The organism is Stappia indica, from assembly GCF_020177335.1.
GTDB lineage: Bacteria > Pseudomonadota > Alphaproteobacteria > Rhizobiales > Stappiaceae > Stappia > Stappia indica_B.
Window position 1 is genome coordinate 134,948 of sequence record NZ_JAIVMG010000011.1, and the last position, 16,653, is coordinate 151,600.

Annotated in this window: 15 protein-coding genes; 10 read left to right on the forward strand and 5 right to left on the reverse strand. The window is 66.4% G+C overall.

Annotated features, from left to right (window positions below; translation table 11 throughout):
- The first annotated feature begins 12 nt into the window (after window positions 1-12).
- The 10 genes from LC062_RS15620 to LC062_RS15665 all read left to right on the forward strand — a co-directional run bounded on the left by LC062_RS15620 (window position 13) and on the right by LC062_RS15665 (window position 11,707).
- Window positions 13-1,059: a M29 family metallopeptidase gene (locus LC062_RS15620; RefSeq protein ID WP_224911957.1), complete on the forward strand. Its 1,047-nt coding sequence runs from the start codon at window positions 13-15 to the stop codon at window positions 1,057-1,059.
- Complete coding sequence (locus LC062_RS15625) at window positions 1,056-1,847, forward strand: alpha/beta fold hydrolase (protein WP_224911958.1); 792 nt, start codon at window positions 1,056-1,058, stop codon at window positions 1,845-1,847. The genes LC062_RS15620 and LC062_RS15625 overlap by 4 nt, the downstream gene beginning before the upstream one ends.
- Window positions 1,844-3,115, forward strand: coding sequence for an acyl-CoA dehydrogenase family protein (locus LC062_RS15630; RefSeq protein WP_224911959.1), 1,272 nt, complete (start codon window positions 1,844-1,846; stop codon window positions 3,113-3,115). Before LC062_RS15625 ends, LC062_RS15630 begins: the two co-directional genes overlap by 4 nt.
- A complete protein-coding gene (locus LC062_RS15635) occupies window positions 3,112-4,653 on the forward strand; it encodes a class I adenylate-forming enzyme family protein (protein WP_224911960.1) in 1,542 nt (513 codons plus the stop codon). The genes LC062_RS15630 and LC062_RS15635 overlap by 4 nt, the downstream gene beginning before the upstream one ends.
- Before the next feature lie 41 nt (window positions 4,654-4,694).
- Window positions 4,695-5,708 carry a TRAP transporter substrate-binding protein gene (locus LC062_RS15640; RefSeq protein ID WP_224911961.1) on the forward strand — a complete coding sequence of 338 codons (1,014 nt, stop codon included), beginning with the start codon at window positions 4,695-4,697 and terminating at the stop codon, window positions 5,706-5,708.
- Window positions 5,705-6,202: a TRAP transporter small permease gene (locus LC062_RS15645; protein ID WP_224911962.1), complete on the forward strand. Its 498-nt coding sequence runs from the start codon at window positions 5,705-5,707 to the stop codon at window positions 6,200-6,202. Before LC062_RS15640 ends, LC062_RS15645 begins: the two co-directional genes overlap by 4 nt.
- Before the next feature lie 18 nt (window positions 6,203-6,220).
- A complete protein-coding gene (locus LC062_RS15650) occupies window positions 6,221-7,513 on the forward strand; it encodes a TRAP transporter large permease (RefSeq protein WP_224911963.1) in 1,293 nt (430 codons plus the stop codon).
- A gap of 395 nt (window positions 7,514-7,908) precedes the next feature.
- Entirely contained in the window at window positions 7,909-9,321 is a 1,413-nt protein-coding gene (gene leuC / locus LC062_RS15655) for a 3-isopropylmalate dehydratase large subunit (protein WP_224911964.1), read from the forward strand.
- Window positions 9,322-9,572: 251 nt separating this feature from the next.
- The gene (locus LC062_RS15660) at window positions 9,573-10,130 is read left to right on the forward strand and encodes an HNH endonuclease (RefSeq protein WP_224911965.1); all 558 of its coding nucleotides are present in this window, start codon (window positions 9,573-9,575) and stop codon (window positions 10,128-10,130) included.
- Between the two features lie 188 nt (window positions 10,131-10,318).
- A complete protein-coding gene (locus tag LC062_RS15665) occupies window positions 10,319-11,707 on the forward strand; it encodes a pilus assembly protein TadG-related protein (RefSeq protein ID WP_224911966.1) in 1,389 nt (462 codons plus the stop codon).
- Window positions 11,708-11,835: 128 nt separating this feature from the next.
- Here LC062_RS15665 and acs read toward each other — a convergent pair whose 3' ends face one another.
- The 5 genes from acs to LC062_RS15690 form a co-directional block, all read right to left on the reverse strand.
- Window positions 11,836-13,773 carry an acetate--CoA ligase gene (acs, locus tag LC062_RS15670; RefSeq protein ID WP_224911967.1) on the reverse strand — a complete coding sequence of 646 codons (1,938 nt, stop codon included), beginning with the start codon at window positions 13,771-13,773 and terminating at the stop codon, window positions 11,836-11,838.
- Between the two features lie 291 nt (window positions 13,774-14,064).
- Window positions 14,065-14,688, reverse strand: coding sequence for an urease accessory protein UreG (gene ureG, locus LC062_RS15675; RefSeq protein ID WP_224911968.1), 624 nt, complete (start codon window positions 14,686-14,688; stop codon window positions 14,065-14,067).
- 91 nt (window positions 14,689-14,779) lie between these two features.
- On the reverse strand, window positions 14,780-15,523 hold the full coding sequence (locus LC062_RS15680) for an urease accessory protein UreF (protein ID WP_224911969.1): 744 nt from the start codon (window positions 15,521-15,523) through the stop codon (window positions 14,780-14,782).
- Complete coding sequence (locus tag LC062_RS15685; RefSeq protein ID WP_224911970.1) at window positions 15,501-16,025, reverse strand: urease accessory protein UreE; 525 nt, start codon at window positions 16,023-16,025, stop codon at window positions 15,501-15,503. Before LC062_RS15685 ends, LC062_RS15680 begins: the two co-directional genes overlap by 23 nt.
- Window positions 16,022-16,630 (reverse strand): glutathione S-transferase family protein, encoded by a 609-nt coding sequence (locus LC062_RS15690; protein ID WP_224911971.1) that lies wholly within the window; start codon window positions 16,628-16,630, stop codon window positions 16,022-16,024. The genes LC062_RS15685 and LC062_RS15690 overlap by 4 nt, the downstream gene beginning before the upstream one ends.
- Between the last annotated feature and the right edge of the window lie 23 nt (window positions 16,631-16,653).

Here is a 16,653-nt window from a genome sequence, read left to right on the forward strand (position 1 = left end):
TGGGAGGGGTGGATGCTGGCAGACCGGATTGAGGGCAAGTGGATCGATGCCTTCGCGGCGGTGTTTCGCCTGTGCAAGGTCACCGAGACCGAAACGGTGGCGATCCTGTCGGAAACCCAGTCGCGGCATCTCAATGTGCATCTCGCCGAACTGGCGTTGCAGCGGCTCGGAGCGAAGGTGTTTCACGTGGTGGTGCCGACCCCGCGCCAGGACGCGCCGGTGCCGGTGCGCTCCACCGGCGCCTCGTCGGCGCTCACCGGACAGGATGCGGCGATTGCCGGGCTGGCGGCCTGCGCCATGGTGGTCGACCTGACCGTCGACGGGTTGCTGCACGCACCGGAATTGCCCCGGGTCATCGCCCAGGGCGCGCGGCTCTTGATGATCTCCAACGAGCATCCGGAGGCGCTGGAGCGGCTGGTGCCGGCCGTGCGCGACAAGGAGCGGGTGAAAAAGGCGATTGGCCTGTGCAAGGGCGCGGCGCGGATGCGGGTCAGCTCTCCCGCCGGTACCGATCTGACAATCGACATGGACGGCGCCAGCACCGTCGGTGTCTGGGGCTGGTGCGACCGGCCGGGCAGTGTCGCCCATTGGCCGGCCGGGCTGGTGGTCAGTTTCCCCGCCGCCGGCAAGGTCAATGGCACGCTGGTGCTCGATGCGGGCGACGTCAATCTCACCTTCAAGCGCTATCTGGAGCGGCCGGTGACGCTCACCATCGTTGATGACTATGTCACCGCGATTGATGGCGAAGGCACGGATGCGGAGTTGACCCGGCGCTATTTCGCCGCCTGGAAGGACAAGGACGCCTATGCGGTGTCGCATGTGGGCTTCGGCATGAACGAGGGCGCCCGCTACGAGGCGCTTGCCATGTACGACCAGCGCGAGACCAACGGCACCGAGGTGCGGGCGTTTGCCGGTAATTTCCTGTTTTCCACCGGCGCCAATGAATTCGCCGGCCGCTACACCAAGGGCCATTTCGACATTCCGGTGCGCGGCTGCACCATCGCGCTCGACGGGGTGCCGGTGGTCGAGGAGGGCAGCCTGGTGGAGGATTTGCGGTGAGGGTGGCCGGGGTCGTGCGGCCCGGGCACTGCGGCGCGCCGGTCGTCCTGTTGCATGGCATCGGTGCGGGCGCGGAGATGTTCGCGCCGCAGCTCGCCGGTCTTGCCTCCGGTCACGACGTGATCGGCTGGAACCTGCCGGGCTACGGCGGCACCAGGCTCGCCGGGCCGATGAGCTTCGAGAGCCTGTCGGACGGGCTGCTGGCGCTTTTCGATGAGCTTGGGCTGGACCGGGCGGTGATCGTCGGCCATTCCATCGGCGGAATGGTGGCGCAGGAGTTCACCGCCCGCCATCCGCAGCGGGTGCGGGCGCTGGTGCTGTCGGCCACCACCTCCGCCTTCGGCAGCCGCGACGGGGCGTTTCAGAAGAAATTCGTTGCCGACCGGCTGGCGCCGCTCGATGCGGGCCGGACCATGGCGGAGCTCGCCGGGCAGTTCGTTCCGGGCCTTGTCGGGTCGGCGGCGCACCCGGATGCGGTTCCGGCGGCCATCGCCGCCATGAGCCGGGTGCCGGACGACACCTTCCGCGCGGCGATCCGCTGCCTTGCCACATTCGACCGGCGGGCGGATCTCCCCCGGATCTGCGTTCCCACGTTGCTGATCGCCGGGGAGGAGGATCGCAACGCGCCGGAGCCGACCATGCGCAAGATGGCCGAACGGATCGCCGGCGCGCGCCTTGTGGTGCTGCCCGGCATCGGTCATCTCGCCTCGCTGGAATGCCCGGAGGTCTTTACCGATCATTTGCGGGGGTTTCTAGCGTCCCTGCCGGAGGAGGAGAGCCGATCATGAACGCCGCCGACCCAGACACGTTCGACCTGGACGCCCCGATTTTCGATCCGGATGCGTTTCGCCTGACCGATCAGGAGCGAGAGTTGACGGCGCTGGCCCGGCGCACCGGCAAGGCCCGGTTCGCCCCGCGCGCGGCCGAGTTCGACCGCGATGCCCGTTTTCCCACCGAGAACTACCGGGACATGCATGAGGCCGGTCTGCTCGGCGCCTGCGTGCCGAAGGAAAACGGCGGGCATGGGGCGCCGTTTCGCACCTACATGATGACGGCGGCGGAAATCGGCCGCTACTGCGGCTCCACCGCCCTGACCTGGAACATGCATGTGTGTTCCTGCCTGTGGACCGGCGCCCTCACCGACGATCTCGACATGACAGCGGAGCAGCGCGCCAAGCATATGGAGCGGCGGGCGGTTCACTACGCGCGCATTCTGAAGGACGGGGCGATCTACTCCCAGCCGTTTTCCGAGGGCGGCGCGGCGGCGGCCGGCGCGGTGCCGTTTTCCACCAGCGCCCGGAAGGTTGATGGCGGCTGGCTGATCAACGGCAAGAAGATCTTCGCCTCGCTCTCCGGACACGCCGACTATTATGGTGTCCTCTGCGGTGAGATGAAGGAGGGGGAGCGCCCCTCGCGTCGGGACACCATGTATATCGCCGTGCCGGCCCGGGCCGAGGGGGTGGAGGTCGTCGGCGACTGGGACCCGCTGGGCATGCGCGGCACGGTCTCGCGCACGCTGCTTTTCAAGGACGTGTTCGTCTCCGAGGATGAGCAATTGATGCCGCGCGGCGTCTATTACCAGGCGGCGAGCCGCTGGCCGCACATGTTCATGACCCTGTCGCCGACCTATATGGGCATTGCCCAGGCGGCGTTCGATTTCACCGTCAAGTATCTGCGCGGTGAATGGCCGGGCCTGCCGCCGGTCAAGCGGCGGATGTTCCCGACCAAGCAGATGGGCGTTGCCCAGATGCATCTGATGCTGGAGCAGACCAAGGCGCTGTGGTTTCAGGCGATCACCGAGGCCGGGCCCGATCCCTCCCGCGAACAGATGCTGCGTGCCTGGGCCGCCCATTACACGGTGATGGAGAACGCCAACGAGATCTGCCAGCTTGCCATTCGCACCTGCGGCGGCCAGTCGATGCTGAAGACCTTGCCGCTGGAACGGCTTTACCGCGACAGCCGCTGCGGCGCGCTGATGCTGCCCTGGACGGCGGAGATCTGTCTCGACCGGATCGGCCGGGAAAGCCTCTACCTGCCGGGGGAAGACGACACGTGACGTCGATCGACAGCTGGATCGAGGCCCATGCGCGGTTCACGCCGGACAAGGCGGCGATCCGGTTCGAGGCTGGCGATCTGACCTATGCGCAATTCGCCGCGGCCATCGGCGGGGCCGCGCACTGGCTGGCCCGCGCCCATGGCATCGGCCGGGGCGACCGGGTGGCGTTTCTCGGCACCAACGCGCCGGACATGCTGGTGCTTCTGTTCGCTGCCGCGCGCCTCGGTGCGATCCTGGTGCCGCTCAACTGGCGCCTGGCCCCGCCGGAACTGGCTCACGCGGTTCGCGACAGCGGCGCGGCGCTCTTGGTGCATCAGCCGGCGTTTGCCGCAACGGTGGCGGAGATGGCGGTGCTCGGCGCGGCGCCTCGGGTCCAGATGAGCGATGCGCGCTCCGGCGGGCTTGCCGCATTCTTGGCCGGCACCGCCGCGCTGTCGGCGGGTGAGGGCGAAGGCGGGGCGGAGGATCCGCTGCTGATCGTCTACACCTCCGGCACCACCGGCCGGCCGAAGGGGGCGGTGCTGACCCAGCGGGCGTTGACCGCCAATGCGCTGAACGCCCTGCACATGCACGACATGACCAGCCGCGATCTGGTTCTGACCGTGCTGCCGATGTTTCATGTGGGCGGGCTCAACATCCAGACCACGCCGGCGCTCTATGCCGGGGCGACGGTGCTGCTGCACGAACGCTTTCATCCCGAGAGCTGTCTGGAGGCGATCGCCGGCGAGCGGCCCGACCTCACCGTGCTGGTACCGGCGACCCTCTCGGCGCTGATTGCTCATCCGCGCTGGAGTGATGCGGATCTGTCGTCCTTGCGGGCAATCGCCACCGGCTCCTCCGATGTGCCCCGGCATCTGATGCAGGCCTTTTGCGAACGCGGCGTGCCGGTGATCCAGATCTACGGCTCGACCGAGACCGGTCCGGTGGCGATCTACCAACGGGTGCAGGATGCGGCGGAGGAATTCGGCGCCATTGGCCGACCGGGTCTGCACACCGAGGCGCGGATCACCCGGGACGGGGAGCCGCTGGGGGTCGGCGAGATCGGCGAGATCGAGCTGCGCGGCACCAATATCACCCAAGGCTACTGGAACCGGCCGGAGGCACGGACGGAGAGTTTTCGCGCCGGCGGGTGGTTTCGCACCGGCGATCTCGGGAGCATCGACGCGCGGGGTGTGTTCTGGTTTCGCGACCGGCTGAAGAACGTGATCATTTCCGGCGGCGAGAACATCTACCCCGCCGAACTGGAACGGGTGCTGGGCGAGCTTTCCCAGGTGGCCGAGGCGGCGGTGGTTGGGGTCAAGGACCCGCAATGGGGCGAATGTCCCGTGGCGGTGGTGGTCGCCCGCGCACCGCAGGAACGGGACGCGCAGGCGGTGCTGGAGGGGTTCAACGGCCGTCTTGCCCGCTACAAGCATCCCAAGTCGGTTGTTTTCGTTGAGGAGTTGCCGAGAAATGCCCTCGGCAAAGTGAGGCTGGATCGGGTAAGAAATATGGCGGAGGATGCGCTTGCATCCGGGACGGAGACAAAAGAAGCCTGATTTGCGCCGGTCGCGGAACGATACCAAGGAGAGGGAACTTCATGCGGAAAGTCATTGCAGCGCTGGCGACGGCGGTCACGCTCGGTCTGGCACCGGCGGCTTTTGCCGACACCACCTTGCGGGTTTCGAACTGGCTTCCGCCGTCGCATCCGATCGTCAAGGACATCCTCGCCCCCTGGGGCAAGCAGGTGGAGACGGCAACGGACGGCCGGGTCAAGGTGGAGATCATGTCCTCGCCGATCGGCAAGCCGCCGGCACAGTTCGACCTGATCCGTTCCGGCGCTGCCGATATCGGCTATGGCGTGCATGGTTACACGCCGGGCCGTTTCAAGCTGACGCCGCTGGTCGAGGGCCCGTTCCTGTCCGACAGCGCCGAGGCGCTGTCCGTCGCCTACTGGAAGGTGCATGAGGCGATGCTCGCCAAGGCGGAGGAGCACAAGGGTGTCAAGGTTCTGACCGTCTTCACCCATGGTCCGGGCATGATCTACACCACCGCCAAGCCGGTGGCGAAGCTGGCAGATGCAGCTGGCCTGAAGATGCGGATCGGTGGCGGTATCGTTGCCGAAGTGGCCGAGCGGCTCGGCATGGTCGGTGTTCCGGCGCCCTCGCCGCAGGTCTATGAAATTCTCGCCAACGGCGTGGCCGATGGCATCCTGTTTCCCGCCGAATCCGTTCCGTTCTTCCGCATCGAGGAGGTTATCCGGCACGGGGTGTCGGTGCCCGGCGGGCTCTACAACACCTCCTTCTTCGTGGTCATGAACGCCAAGACCTGGAACCGGCTGTCCGATGAGGACAAGGCGGCGATCGACAGCGTCTCCGGCGAGGCGATGGCGCGGCTGGCGGGCGCCGCATGGGATGCGGCGGATGAGGCCGGGCTTGCCGTGATGACCGCGAAGGGTGTGACCCTGACCGAGGCCGACGAAGCCATGACGGCGGAACTGGCCGAGGCGCTGGCCGGCATCGAGGACGGCTTCCTTGCCGCCGCGCAGGAACGGGGCATCGACGGCAAGGCGGCGCTGGAAATGCTGCGGGCGGAAGTCAACGCGGCCGAATGAGCGCCTCTCCCACCAGAACCCCGGGGTCGGGCGATCCCGGGGGCGTTGCCGGAGTGCTCGCCTGGGGCTTGCGGCTCGCCGCGTCTCTGCTGCTGCTGGTGATGATGATCGTCACCTTTGTCGATGTGGTCGGGCGCTATGTCTTCAACGCGCCGCTTGCCGGCGCCTATGAACTGACCGAGGTGCTGCTGGCGCTGGTGGTGTTCATCGGCCTGCCGATCGTCACCTTTCGCCGCGAACATGTCACCGTCGATCTGGTGACCAGCCGGTTGCCCGCCGTGCTCCGTCGGGGCCTTGCCGTTCTGGCCGGGGTGGTGGTGCTCCTGGTGCTGGCGGTGCTGGCCTGGCGGCTGGGGCTGCTGGCCATCGACTTCACCGAGTATGGCGACACCACCGTCAACCTGAAGATCCCGCTCGGCCCCGTGGCCGCCGTGATGGCGGTGCTGGCCGCCCTGTCCGCGCTTGCCGCCCTTCTCGTGCTGTTTCGGCGCTGAAACCTGGACCTTTCTGCCATGGAAACCTGGCTTCCCGGCCTTGTCATCCTCCTGATCGTGATGTTCGCCGGCGTGCCCATCGCCATGGCGATGGCCGCCGTCGGCGGTCTCGGCCTTGCGGTGATCCTCGGCTTCCAGCCGGCGATGACCATCGTCGGCCAGACCACCTTCGATACCGGCCTGTCCTATCCGCTTTCGGTGGTGCCGCTGTTCGTGCTGATGGGCAATCTGGTGACGCGGGCCGGGCTGTCGGACGAGCTCTACGCTGCCTGTCATGCCTGGCTGGGGCACCGGCGCGGCGGTCTTGCGATGGCCACGGCGGTCGCTTGCGGCGGCTTCTCGGCGGTGTGCGGCTCCTCGCTGGCAACGGCGGCGACCATGGGCAAGGTGGCGCTGCCGCAGATGCGCCGCTACCGCTATGACGACGGGCTCGCCAGCGGGGTGATCGCCGCCGGCGGCACGCTGGGCATCCTCATTCCGCCGAGTGTCATTCTGGTGCTCTATGGCGTGACCGCCCAGCAGGACATCGCCCGGCTGTTCATCGCCGGCATCGTGCCCGGCCTACTCGGCGTTCTCGGTTATATGGCGGCGGTGCAGGTGGTGTGCTGGCGTCGTCCGGAGGCGGGCCCGCGCGCCGAGCGGATGGGCTATCGCGACCGGTTCGCCGCGCTCGGCGGGGTTGCCGGGATCCTCGGCCTGTTCGTCTTGGTGATCGGGGGCATTTATGCCGGCATCTTCACCGCCACCGAGGCGGCGGGCATCGGCGCCACCGGCGCCTTCGTTATCGCGCTGGCCCGGCGGCGGCTGACCTTGCGCAATCTCCTGGAAACGCTGGCCGACACGGCGGCGACGACCACCATGATGTTCATGGTGCTGATCGGGGCGCTGATCTTTTCCAATTTCGTCAACATCGCCGGGTTGCCCGACTTTCTGTCCTCTATGGCGCGGGCCTCCGATCTGCCGGCCTGGGCGATCCTGGCGGCGGTGCTGATGGTCTATCTCTGCCTCGGCATGGTGCTGGAAAGCCTGTCGATGGTGCTCCTGACCGTGCCGATCTTTGCGCCCGTCATGGCCGGGCTCGGCTACGATCTGGTGTGGTTCGGCATCATCGTCGTGGTGGTCACCGAGATCAGTCTGATCACCCCGCCGGTCGGTCTCAACGTCTTCGTGCTGAAAACGGTGCTGCCGGACGTGCCGCTGTCGACGATCTTCCGCGGCATCCTGCCGTTCGTCGTCGCCGATGTGGTGCGGCTGGCGCTGCTGGCGGCGGTGCCGACGCTGGTGCTCTTCCTGCCGGATCTGATGCGCTAGCGCCAAGGCCTTGCGGGGCGGGAGCGCCGGTTCTGGCGGCAATCGCGATAAATTGTCGGGTCGGGGAGGCTGGTTTGACCGCCTGGGGGCGCATTTGCGACAACTCCAATCTTGACCCGGATCGCGTTTCTGCGCCATTGAAGGGCGTGGGTGCGATAGATCCACCCAAAGGTTTGGAGCGGATGCGGATCACGGGCATATCAACACGCGACAGGCGGGCCTTCCTGGCCACGCGCCTTGCATCGCGCGTCGTGATGCAGGACCGGCGACGTCTGCCCTCGCGCTTCCACGCCAGGCTGAGCGCGGCGTACGGGACGCGGCTCGCCGGCTGATCCGCCCGCGAGCCCCGGCCGGCGCATCCGGCCCGCATTCCCCCTGTTCCCAAGGAGACACCGATGAGCACGTCGAGAACCCTCTACGACAAGATCTGGGACGACCATGTCGTCGACACGCAGGACGATGGCACGGCCCTGCTCTACATCGACCGCCACCTGGTGCACGAAGTGACCAGCCCGCAGGCCTTCGAAGGTCTGCGCATGACCGGGCGCGCCGTGCGCCAGCCGGCCAAGACGCTGGCGGTGGTCGACCACAACGTGCCGACGACCGACCGCAGCCATGGCATCGACGATCCGGAATCGGCCCTGCAGGTCGACACGCTGGCGAAGAACGCCGGCGAATTCGGCATCGAGTATTACAGCGAGACCGACCAGCGTCAGGGCGTTGTTCATATCGTCGGTCCGGAACAGGGCTTTACCCTGCCGGGCATGACCATCGTTTGCGGCGACAGCCACACCTCGACCCATGGCGCCTTCGGCGCGCTGGCCCACGGCATCGGCACCTCGGAGGTGGAGCATGTGCTCGCCACCCAGACGCTGATCCAGAAGAAGGCCAAGAACATGCGGGTGACCGTCGACGGCGAATTGCCCGACGGCGTCACCGCGAAGGACATCATCCTGGCCATCATCGGCGAGATCGGCACCGCCGGCGGCACCGGCCATGTGATCGAATACGCCGGCGAAGCGATCCGCGCGCTCAGCATGGAAGGGCGGATGACCGTCTGCAACATGTCGATCGAGGCTGGTGCCCGCGCCGGCCTGATTGCGCCGGACGAGAAGACCTTCGAATATATTCAGGGCCGGCCGAAGGCGCCGAAGGGCGCTGCCTGGGACCAGGCCGTGGCTTATTGGAAGACGCTGTTCACCGACGAGGGCGCGACCTTCGACAGGGAGATCCGGCTCGATGCCGCCAACCTGCCGCCGATCGTCACCTGGGGCTCCAGCCCCGAGGACGTCATTTCGGTGACTGGGTGTGTGCCGGATCCGGAAGAGATCGCGGACGAGAACCGCCGCGCCTCCAAGCGCCGGGCGCTGCAGTACATGGGCCTTGAGGCGGGTACGCCGATCACCGACATCGCCATCGATCGGGTGTTCATCGGCTCCTGCACCAACGGCCGGATCGAGGATCTGCGCGCCGCCGCCAAGGTGATTGGCGGACACAAGGTCAAGGACGGCGTCAGCGCCATGGTCGTTCCGGGCTCCGGTCTGGTCAAGGCGCAGGCGGAAGCCGAAGGCCTCGACAAGATCTTCCGCGAAGCCGGCTTCGAATGGCGCGAGCCGGGCTGTTCCATGTGTCTGGCGATGAACGCCGACAAGCTGGAGCCGGGCGAGCGCTGTGCCTCCACCTCGAACCGCAACTTCGAGGGTCGGCAGGGCTTCAAGGGCCGCACCCATCTGGTGTCGCCGGCAATGGCGGCGGCGGCGGCGATCGCCGGTCATTTCGTCGATATTCGCGATTGGCCGACCGCCTGAGCCGTTTCCGCGTCGACTTGACGCGGTGGCACCGGTTCAGCTCGAAGAGCTATTTGTTTTTCAAAGGCTTCGATCTGAGCCAGATAAGACTTTCATGAGAAACGGAGCGGGCAGCGGTGAAAAAACCGCTGCCCGCTTGTCTTTTTTGCGGGCTTCACAAGACTGTCACTGTCGCTCTACACTATGGGGGACGTCGGGAGACGCAACGTCGTTGCGTGATGTCGGCGGACTTATGCATGAGGAGCGAAGGTGTGAACGTCGCCGTCTCTCCAGGTGCTCATCCGGCCCTGGTGCTTAACGCGGACTATCGTCCACTCGCCTATTATCCGCTGTCCCTGTGGGCATGGCAGGATGCGGTCAAGGCCGTTTTCCTCGATCGGGTCAACATCGTCTCGGAATATGACCATGTTGTCCGAAGTCCGAGTAGCGAGTTCCGGCTTCCCAGCGTCGTCAGTCTCAAGAGTTACATCAAGCCAAGTCGTTTTCCCGCCTTTACCCGTTTCAACGTTTTCCTTCGCGACAGATTTCAGTGCCAATATTGCGGCGCCCGCGACGAACTGACCTTCGATCATCTCGTGCCCCGCTCGAAGGGTGGACAGACCACCTGGGCCAATGTGATCACCGCCTGCTCTCCCTGCAATCTCAGAAAAGCCAACAAATCCTGTGCCGAAATCGGCATGTGGCCGATGCAGATGCCGTTCCCGCCGACGGTTCAGGACCTGCACCGGAATGGCCGCCTCTTCCCGCCCAACTACCTGCACGACAGCTGGCTCGACTTCCTCTACTGGGACACCGAACTGGAGCCGTGATCGGGTGGACCGTGGCCTTAGGCCCACAGCGGGTGAACCCGTTAGCCGTTTGCTAACCTCTTCGCGAAGTTGATCTGTTCCCGGTTCGGGATCTTAACGCTGCGGCAGCGCCGGTGTGGCAGTGTACCGGCGGCGGCAGGCGCCGGAAGAACAGGGCCGGGCGTGACGAGGTGAAGAGGAAAAGCGGTGTGAGCGACAAACCCGTGTCCAGGTGCGGTCGGCGCCTGGTTCGCCGTTTTGGCGGCGACCGGCGCGGCGCGGTGTTGCCGCTGGTGGCGATCGTACTGGTCTTTCTGATCGTGGTTGCTGGCGCGGGGCTCGATTTCGCCCGGGCGATCAATCAGAAGCAGGGCATTTCCCAGAGCCTTGATGCGGCGATGCTGGCGGTGGCCCGGGAACTGTCGGTGCGCAACATGAGCGCGGCGGAAATCAAGGCCTATCTCGATTCCAACTACGCGGCCTATTTCGGTGCGAATGCGGCCGGCTCCCTCATTCCCGGCGTCGAGGTGGTGGTCGATGAGCCGGTGGTCGATTCGCTCGCGCGGCGTGTGCAGGTGTCCGCCAGCTCCAGCGTGCCGACTTATTTCATCGGCCTGGCCGGGCTTGGGCCCGACAAGCTGGAGGTGGCGGTTTCGGCGCAGGCGATTTACCCCAAGAGCATCGAAGCGGCGCTGGTGGTCGATGTGACCGGCTCGATGGGCGGCAGCAAGATTGAAGCGCTACAGGATGCGGCGGCCGGCTTCGTCAACACCCTGATCCCGCCGGAGACGGTCGGCAGCAACGAGAAGATGCGGATCGCGCTCGTGCCCTACGCCACCGGGGTGAATATCGGCAACACCCGCGCAAGCCTGGCGACGGCCGGCGCAAACGCCAGCCGCTCGAGCTATCCTTACTGCGTGTCGGAACGGACGGGGATTGAGGCGGCGACGGATGCCAGCTACACCACGGCGCCGGTCGGTCCGGGTACCAACCAATACAGCTACAAGCGCGGGCGCTTCGTCAGGTGGGATGGCAACCTGATCTATTCGAGCAGCTACATCTGCCCGAATTCGGCGCTGGTGCCCCTGACGCGCGATCCGGGGAGCGCATCCCGGTCGGGGACCCTGCTTTATGAGATCGCCAATCTGCAGGCGCGCGGCAACACCGCCGGCCAGACCGGGATCGCCTGGGGCTGGTATGCCCTGTCGGCCAACTGGGCCTCGCTGTGGCCAACCGGCTCCAAGCCGGCGAGTTATTCGGATCAGCGTGTGCTGAAATATCTCGTCATCATGACCGATGGAAATTTCAACACCGTGTTCGGCCCGCGGAAGGTGAACTGGACCAATTACGACTGGATCGCCCAAAGCAGCAATGCCTCCGATGACCGGGCGCAGGCGCTGTGCACGGCAATCAAGGCCTCGGGCATCAAGGTCATCACCGTCGGCTTTCAGATTGCCAGCGGGTCGAGCGCCGACAAGCTGATGCGCGCCTGCGCCTCTTCCGCCGCCGATTACTACAAGGCCGACAGCAATGCGGCGCTGATCGCCGAATTCGCCAAGATCGCCAATCAGATCAAATCCACCTTCCTGATCCGCTGAAGGCGGGGAGGCAATGCGGGGGCGCAACAAAAACCGGCGGGCCGTACGGCCCGCCGGTTTTGTCGTTCGCAGGACCTGGTGATGGTCGGGCACCGCCGCCGGGATGGCCCCGGCGGCGACCCTCCGTATCAGGCCCGGTTCTGCCGGTTCTCGATCAGGTCCTCGACCACCGCCGGATCGGCCAGGGTCGAGGTGTCGCCGAGATTGTCGAAGCTGTCCTCGGCGATCTTGCGCAGGATCCGCCGCATGATCTTGCCCGAGCGGGTCTTCGGCAGTCCGGGGGCGAACTGGATCAGGTCCGGCGAGGCGATCGGGCCGATTTCCTGCCGCACCCAGCCGCGCAGCTCCTTGGCGAGCTCCTCGCTCGGCTCCTCGCCATCCATCAGGGTGACGTAGACATAGATGCCCTGGCCCTTGAGGTCATGCGGATAGCCGACGACGGCGGCCTCGGACACCTTGGGATGGGCGACCAGCGCCGATTCCACTTCCGCCGTGCCCATGCGGTGGCCGGAGACGTTGATGACATCGTCGACCCGGCCGGTGATCCAGTAATAGCCGTCCTCATCGCGGCGGCAGCCGTCTCCGGAGAAATACATCCCCTGATAGGTGGAGAAATAGGTCTGCACGAAGCGCTCGTGGTCGCCATAGACCGTGCGCATCTGCCCCGGCCAGCTGTCGAGCAGCACCAGATTGCCTTCGGTCGCGCCTTCGAGGATCTGGCCTTCCGCGTCGACCAGCGCCGGCTGGACGCCGAAGAACGGGCGGGTCGCCGAGCCCGGTTTCAGGGCGGTGGCGCCGGGCAGCGGCGTGATCAGGATGCCGCCGGTCTCGGTCTGCCACCAGGTGTCGACGATCGGGCAGCGCTTGTTGCCGACATGATCGTAGTACCACTGCCAGGCTTCCGGATTGATCGGCTCGCCGACCGATCCGAGAATCCGCAGCGACGAGCGGTCGGTCTTCTCCACATGCTCGACGCCGGCGCCCATCAGGGCGCGGATCGCTGTCGGCGCGGTGTAGAAGATCGACACCTTGTGCTTGTCGACCACATCCCAGAAGCGGGACGGGCTGGGGTAGGAGGGGATGCCCTCGAACATCAAGGTGGTGGCACCGTTGGCGAGCGGGCCATAGACGATGTAGGAATGGCCGGTGACCCAGCCCACATCGGCCGTGCACCAGTAGATGTCGTCGTCCTTGCAGTCGAAGACGTATTGATGGGTCATCGAGGCGTAGACCAGGTAGCCGCCGCTGGTGTGCAGCACACCCTTGGGCTGGCCGGTCGAGCCGGAGGTGTAAAGAATGAACAGCGGATCCTCCGCGTTCACTTCCACCGGCTCGCAATGATCGGAGACCCGCTCCGCCTCGTCATGGTACCAGACGTCGCGCCCTTCGGTCATCGACACGTCGCCGCCGGTGCGCCGGACCACGACCACCTTGTCGACATCGAGCGTTTCCAGGGCCTTGTCGACATTGGCCTTCAGCGGCACCTTGCGGCCGCCGCGCAGGCCCTCGTCGGCGGTGACGACCACCTTGGAATCGCAGCCCGAAATCCGCTGCGCCAGGCTGTCGGGGGAAAAGCCGCCGAAGACGATGGAATGGATCGCGCCGAGCCGGGCACAGGCGAGCATCGCATAGGCGGCCTCGGGGATCATCGGCAGGTAGAGCGTGACCCGATCGCCCTTCTTCACGCCCATGGCGTGCAGCACGTTGGCGAATTTGTTCACCTCCGCATGGAGCTCGCGGTAGGTGATGACCTTGTGCTCCGACGGATCGTCTCCCTCCCAGATGATCGCCGGTTTGTCGCCCCGGGTCTCCAGATGCCGGTCGACGCAGTTGGCCGAGACGTTCAAGGTGCCGTCCTCGAACCATTTGATCGACACGTTGTGCGGGTCGTATGAGGTGTTCTTCACCTTCGTGAACGGCTTGATCCAGTCGATGCGCTTGCCATGCTCGCCCCAGAACCCGTCCGGGTCGGTGATCGATGCCTTGTACATTTCCTGATACTTGGCGTCGTCGATGTAGGCGGCGGCGGCAATGTCCGCCGGAACCGGATAAAGTGTTTCGGACATACGGACCCTCCCAAATTGTATAGCAGCCGGCTGCCTCGCGGTCCGGCCCTGATGGTCGAGCGCATTATGAGGATCGCGGCATAGCACGTCCACCGCGACCCGCTCGTTCTTTCGTAGGTTCGGGATCCTACCCAAGGGAAGGGTGAGGGCGGGCGCGGAAAACCCTGCGTCAGATTGTGCTCGGGTTTTGCACCGGATTTGGAAAACGTCCGGTTTCAAGGACATGGGGGATGAGGCAGCGCGCGCCGGTCGGGTCCGGTCGGTCAAGAGGGGCGGCCCTTGCGCCCTGCATCAGCTCCTGGGCCGCAATCCGCCGCGTTCGGTGACGAAGCGGGTGACGCTTTCCACCCCGGTGCCGTCGCGGACATTGGTGAAGACGAAGGGGCGGCCCTTGCGCATCATGGCGGCATCCCGGTCCATCACCTCCAGCGAGGCGCCGACCAGGGGCGCCAGATCGGTCTTGTTGATCACCAGAAGGTCCGACCGGGTGATGCCCGGCCCGCCTTTGCGCGGGATCTTGTCGCCGGCGGACACGTCGATGACATAGATGGTGAGATCGGCAAGCTCCGGCGAGAAGGTGGCGGCGAGATTGTCGCCGCCGGATTCGATCAGCACCAGATCGAGATCGGGAAAGGCGGCGTCAAGATCGGCAATGGCGGCCAGGTTGATGGAGGCGTCCTCGCGGATCGCCGTATGCGGACAGCCGCCGGTTTCCACCCCGCGAATGCGCTCGGCTGGCAGGGCGCCGGAGCGGGTCAGAAACTCCGCGTCCTCGCGGGTGTAGATATCGTTGGTGATCGCGGCGAGCTGGAACCGGTCGCGCAGGGCCTTGCACAAGGCGTCCATGAGAGCGGTCTTGCCGGACCCGACGGGACCGCCGATGCCGACGCGCAAGGGGCCGTTTGGATGGATCATCTGAAACCTCCGAAAGCTGATCTGGGAGTGTCGGTTGCGGCGCGGGGCCGGGGAAGCGCGAGAGCGGTGGCGATGGAAGGGGTGCGGCGGCTCATGAACGGAACAGCCGCGTGTATTGGGTCTCATGGCGCATGGAGGCGATATCGGCGGCAAAGGCGCAGCCGCCGATCTCCTCCACCGGTGCCGTCAGCGCCAGATCGGCAAGCGCGGCGACCGCCGGGGCAAGCCGCTGCTGCACGGTCTGGCCGGCGGTCTGGCCGAGCGGCACGGCGCGCACGGCAGCGGAAATGAGGTTGGCGGTGAAGGCCTGAAGACAGGCGGTGACGACCGGACCGGGCGGCATCTGCCAGGCGGCGGCGGCAAGGGCCAGCGCCAACGGGTAGCTCCAGTCTCCACGCGGGATCGCTTGCGGTCCGGCAGTGAGGTCGGCGAACAGGCGTTGTGGTGGTCCGTCGCCAGCCGGTGGCCAGGCGGCGGCAACGGCGGCGATGAAGGCGTCGCCCTGGGCCGTGGTTTCCAGCCGCCGTTCGGAGCTGGGCTGCAGCGCCAGCGACAGGTCGAGCAGATCGCGAAAGGTGGCCGTATCGCCAGCGTGCGCCGCCGCCTGTCCGCGGGCCAGCAGGATGGCGTCGGTGCGGCCGGCGCCGTGATGCAGCACGTCGCGGAGCCAGGCCTCCAGTGTCCCGGCATCGCGCACGGTTCCCTCCTCGACCGCCCATTCCAGCCCGTGGCTGTAGGTGTAGGCGCCGATCGGGAAGGCCGGCGACATCCAGGCCAGCAGCGGGTAGAGATATCCGGCCGGGCCGGTGGCCTCACCGGTCCGGCTGATGGTCATGGGTGTCCGGGGGGGCATGCGGCGGGTGATGGGGGCCGCCGTGGGAATGGCTATCGTGGCCGTGCGCGCCCGCCCCGCCATAGGCGCCGCTTTCCGGATCGAACGGAGCGGCCAGCGCAGTCATCCGCCCGCCGAGCCGGGCGACCAGGTCCTCGATCACATGATCGCGGCGAATGCGCAGGGCGCCGGGCAGCAGTTGCACCGGAAGGTGGCGATTGCCCAGATGCCAGGCGATGCGGACCAGCGCATCCGCGCTCGCCGCCTCGATCTCCACCAGATCCTCGGCGGCGGCGAGGATGGCGACGATGCGCCCGTCCTCCAATTGCAGACCGTCGCCGTGGTGCAGGTGCCGCGCCTGGGGCAGGTCGAGCAGCACCCGGGTGCCGCCGGCGCAGTCGAGGACGGCGCGGCGACGGTGCCGGTCTTCCCGATCGAGCAGAATGCTGTCCACTGGTGCGCCCTCCCAGCTTCCGGCCGGCAGGATCGCCGCGACCCGGTTCACGCCACCGCCTCTTCGCCGCGCGCCATCGCCCGGAGGAAGGCGGGGCGGGAAAGCAGCCGTTCGAAATAGCTGGCCAGCGGTCCCGTGTCCGGCACATCGAACTTGGCGACCCGGGCCCAGCCGACCGCATGGCCGATCAGGATATCGGGGACGGTGAGGTTCTCGCCCATGACATAGCTGTTGCTACCGAGCTTTTCCTCCAGCCGCCGCATCGCTGTGTCGAATTCCATGCGGCAGACGCGCTTGATCTCGGGCACGCGCATCTCTTCGGGATGAATGAAGGTGTTCTTGGCGGCGGTCCAGAGCGCGCCCTCGATCTCATCGACGACGAACTGGGTGATGCTGTCCTGCCGGGCGCGTTGCGGCGTTCCGGCGGAAAAGGTGAGCTTGCCGTGCTTGTCGGCGAGATACTGGCAGATCGCCACGGAATCGGTGATGGCGAAGGCGCCATCCTTCAGCACCGGCACCTTGCCGGACGGGTTCAGCGCCCGCACCTCGTTGCTCTGGGGCATGGCCGGGATCAGCTCATAGGGCTCGCCGAGCTCCTCCAGCATCCAGATGACGCGCATGGCCCGCGTGCGGGGATATCCGATGACCGTGTACATGAAGGTCCTTTCATTGCGAATGG

Coding starts and splice junctions, on each gene's coding strand:
- LC062_RS15620 (WP_224911957.1), top strand. CDS start 13: ATGCTGGCAGACCGGATTGAGGGCAAGTGGATCGATGCCTTCGCGGCG.
- LC062_RS15690 (WP_224911971.1), bottom strand. CDS start 16,630: ATGTACACGGTCATCGGATATCCCCGCACGCGGGCCATGCGCGTCATC.
- LC062_RS15650 (WP_224911963.1), top strand. CDS start 6,221: ATGGAAACCTGGCTTCCCGGCCTTGTCATCCTCCTGATCGTGATGTTC.
- leuC (WP_224911964.1), top strand. CDS start 7,909: ATGAGCACGTCGAGAACCCTCTACGACAAGATCTGGGACGACCATGTC.
- LC062_RS15680 (WP_224911969.1), bottom strand. CDS start 15,523: ATGACCATCAGCCGGACCGGTGAGGCCACCGGCCCGGCCGGATATCTC.
- LC062_RS15640 (WP_224911961.1), top strand. CDS start 4,695: ATGCGGAAAGTCATTGCAGCGCTGGCGACGGCGGTCACGCTCGGTCTG.
- LC062_RS15630 (WP_224911959.1), top strand. CDS start 1,844: ATGAACGCCGCCGACCCAGACACGTTCGACCTGGACGCCCCGATTTTC.
- ureG (WP_224911968.1), bottom strand. CDS start 14,688: ATGATCCATCCAAACGGCCCCTTGCGCGTCGGCATCGGCGGTCCCGTC.
- acs (WP_224911967.1), bottom strand. CDS start 13,773: ATGTCCGAAACACTTTATCCGGTTCCGGCGGACATTGCCGCCGCCGCC.
- LC062_RS15645 (WP_224911962.1), top strand. CDS start 5,705: ATGAGCGCCTCTCCCACCAGAACCCCGGGGTCGGGCGATCCCGGGGGC.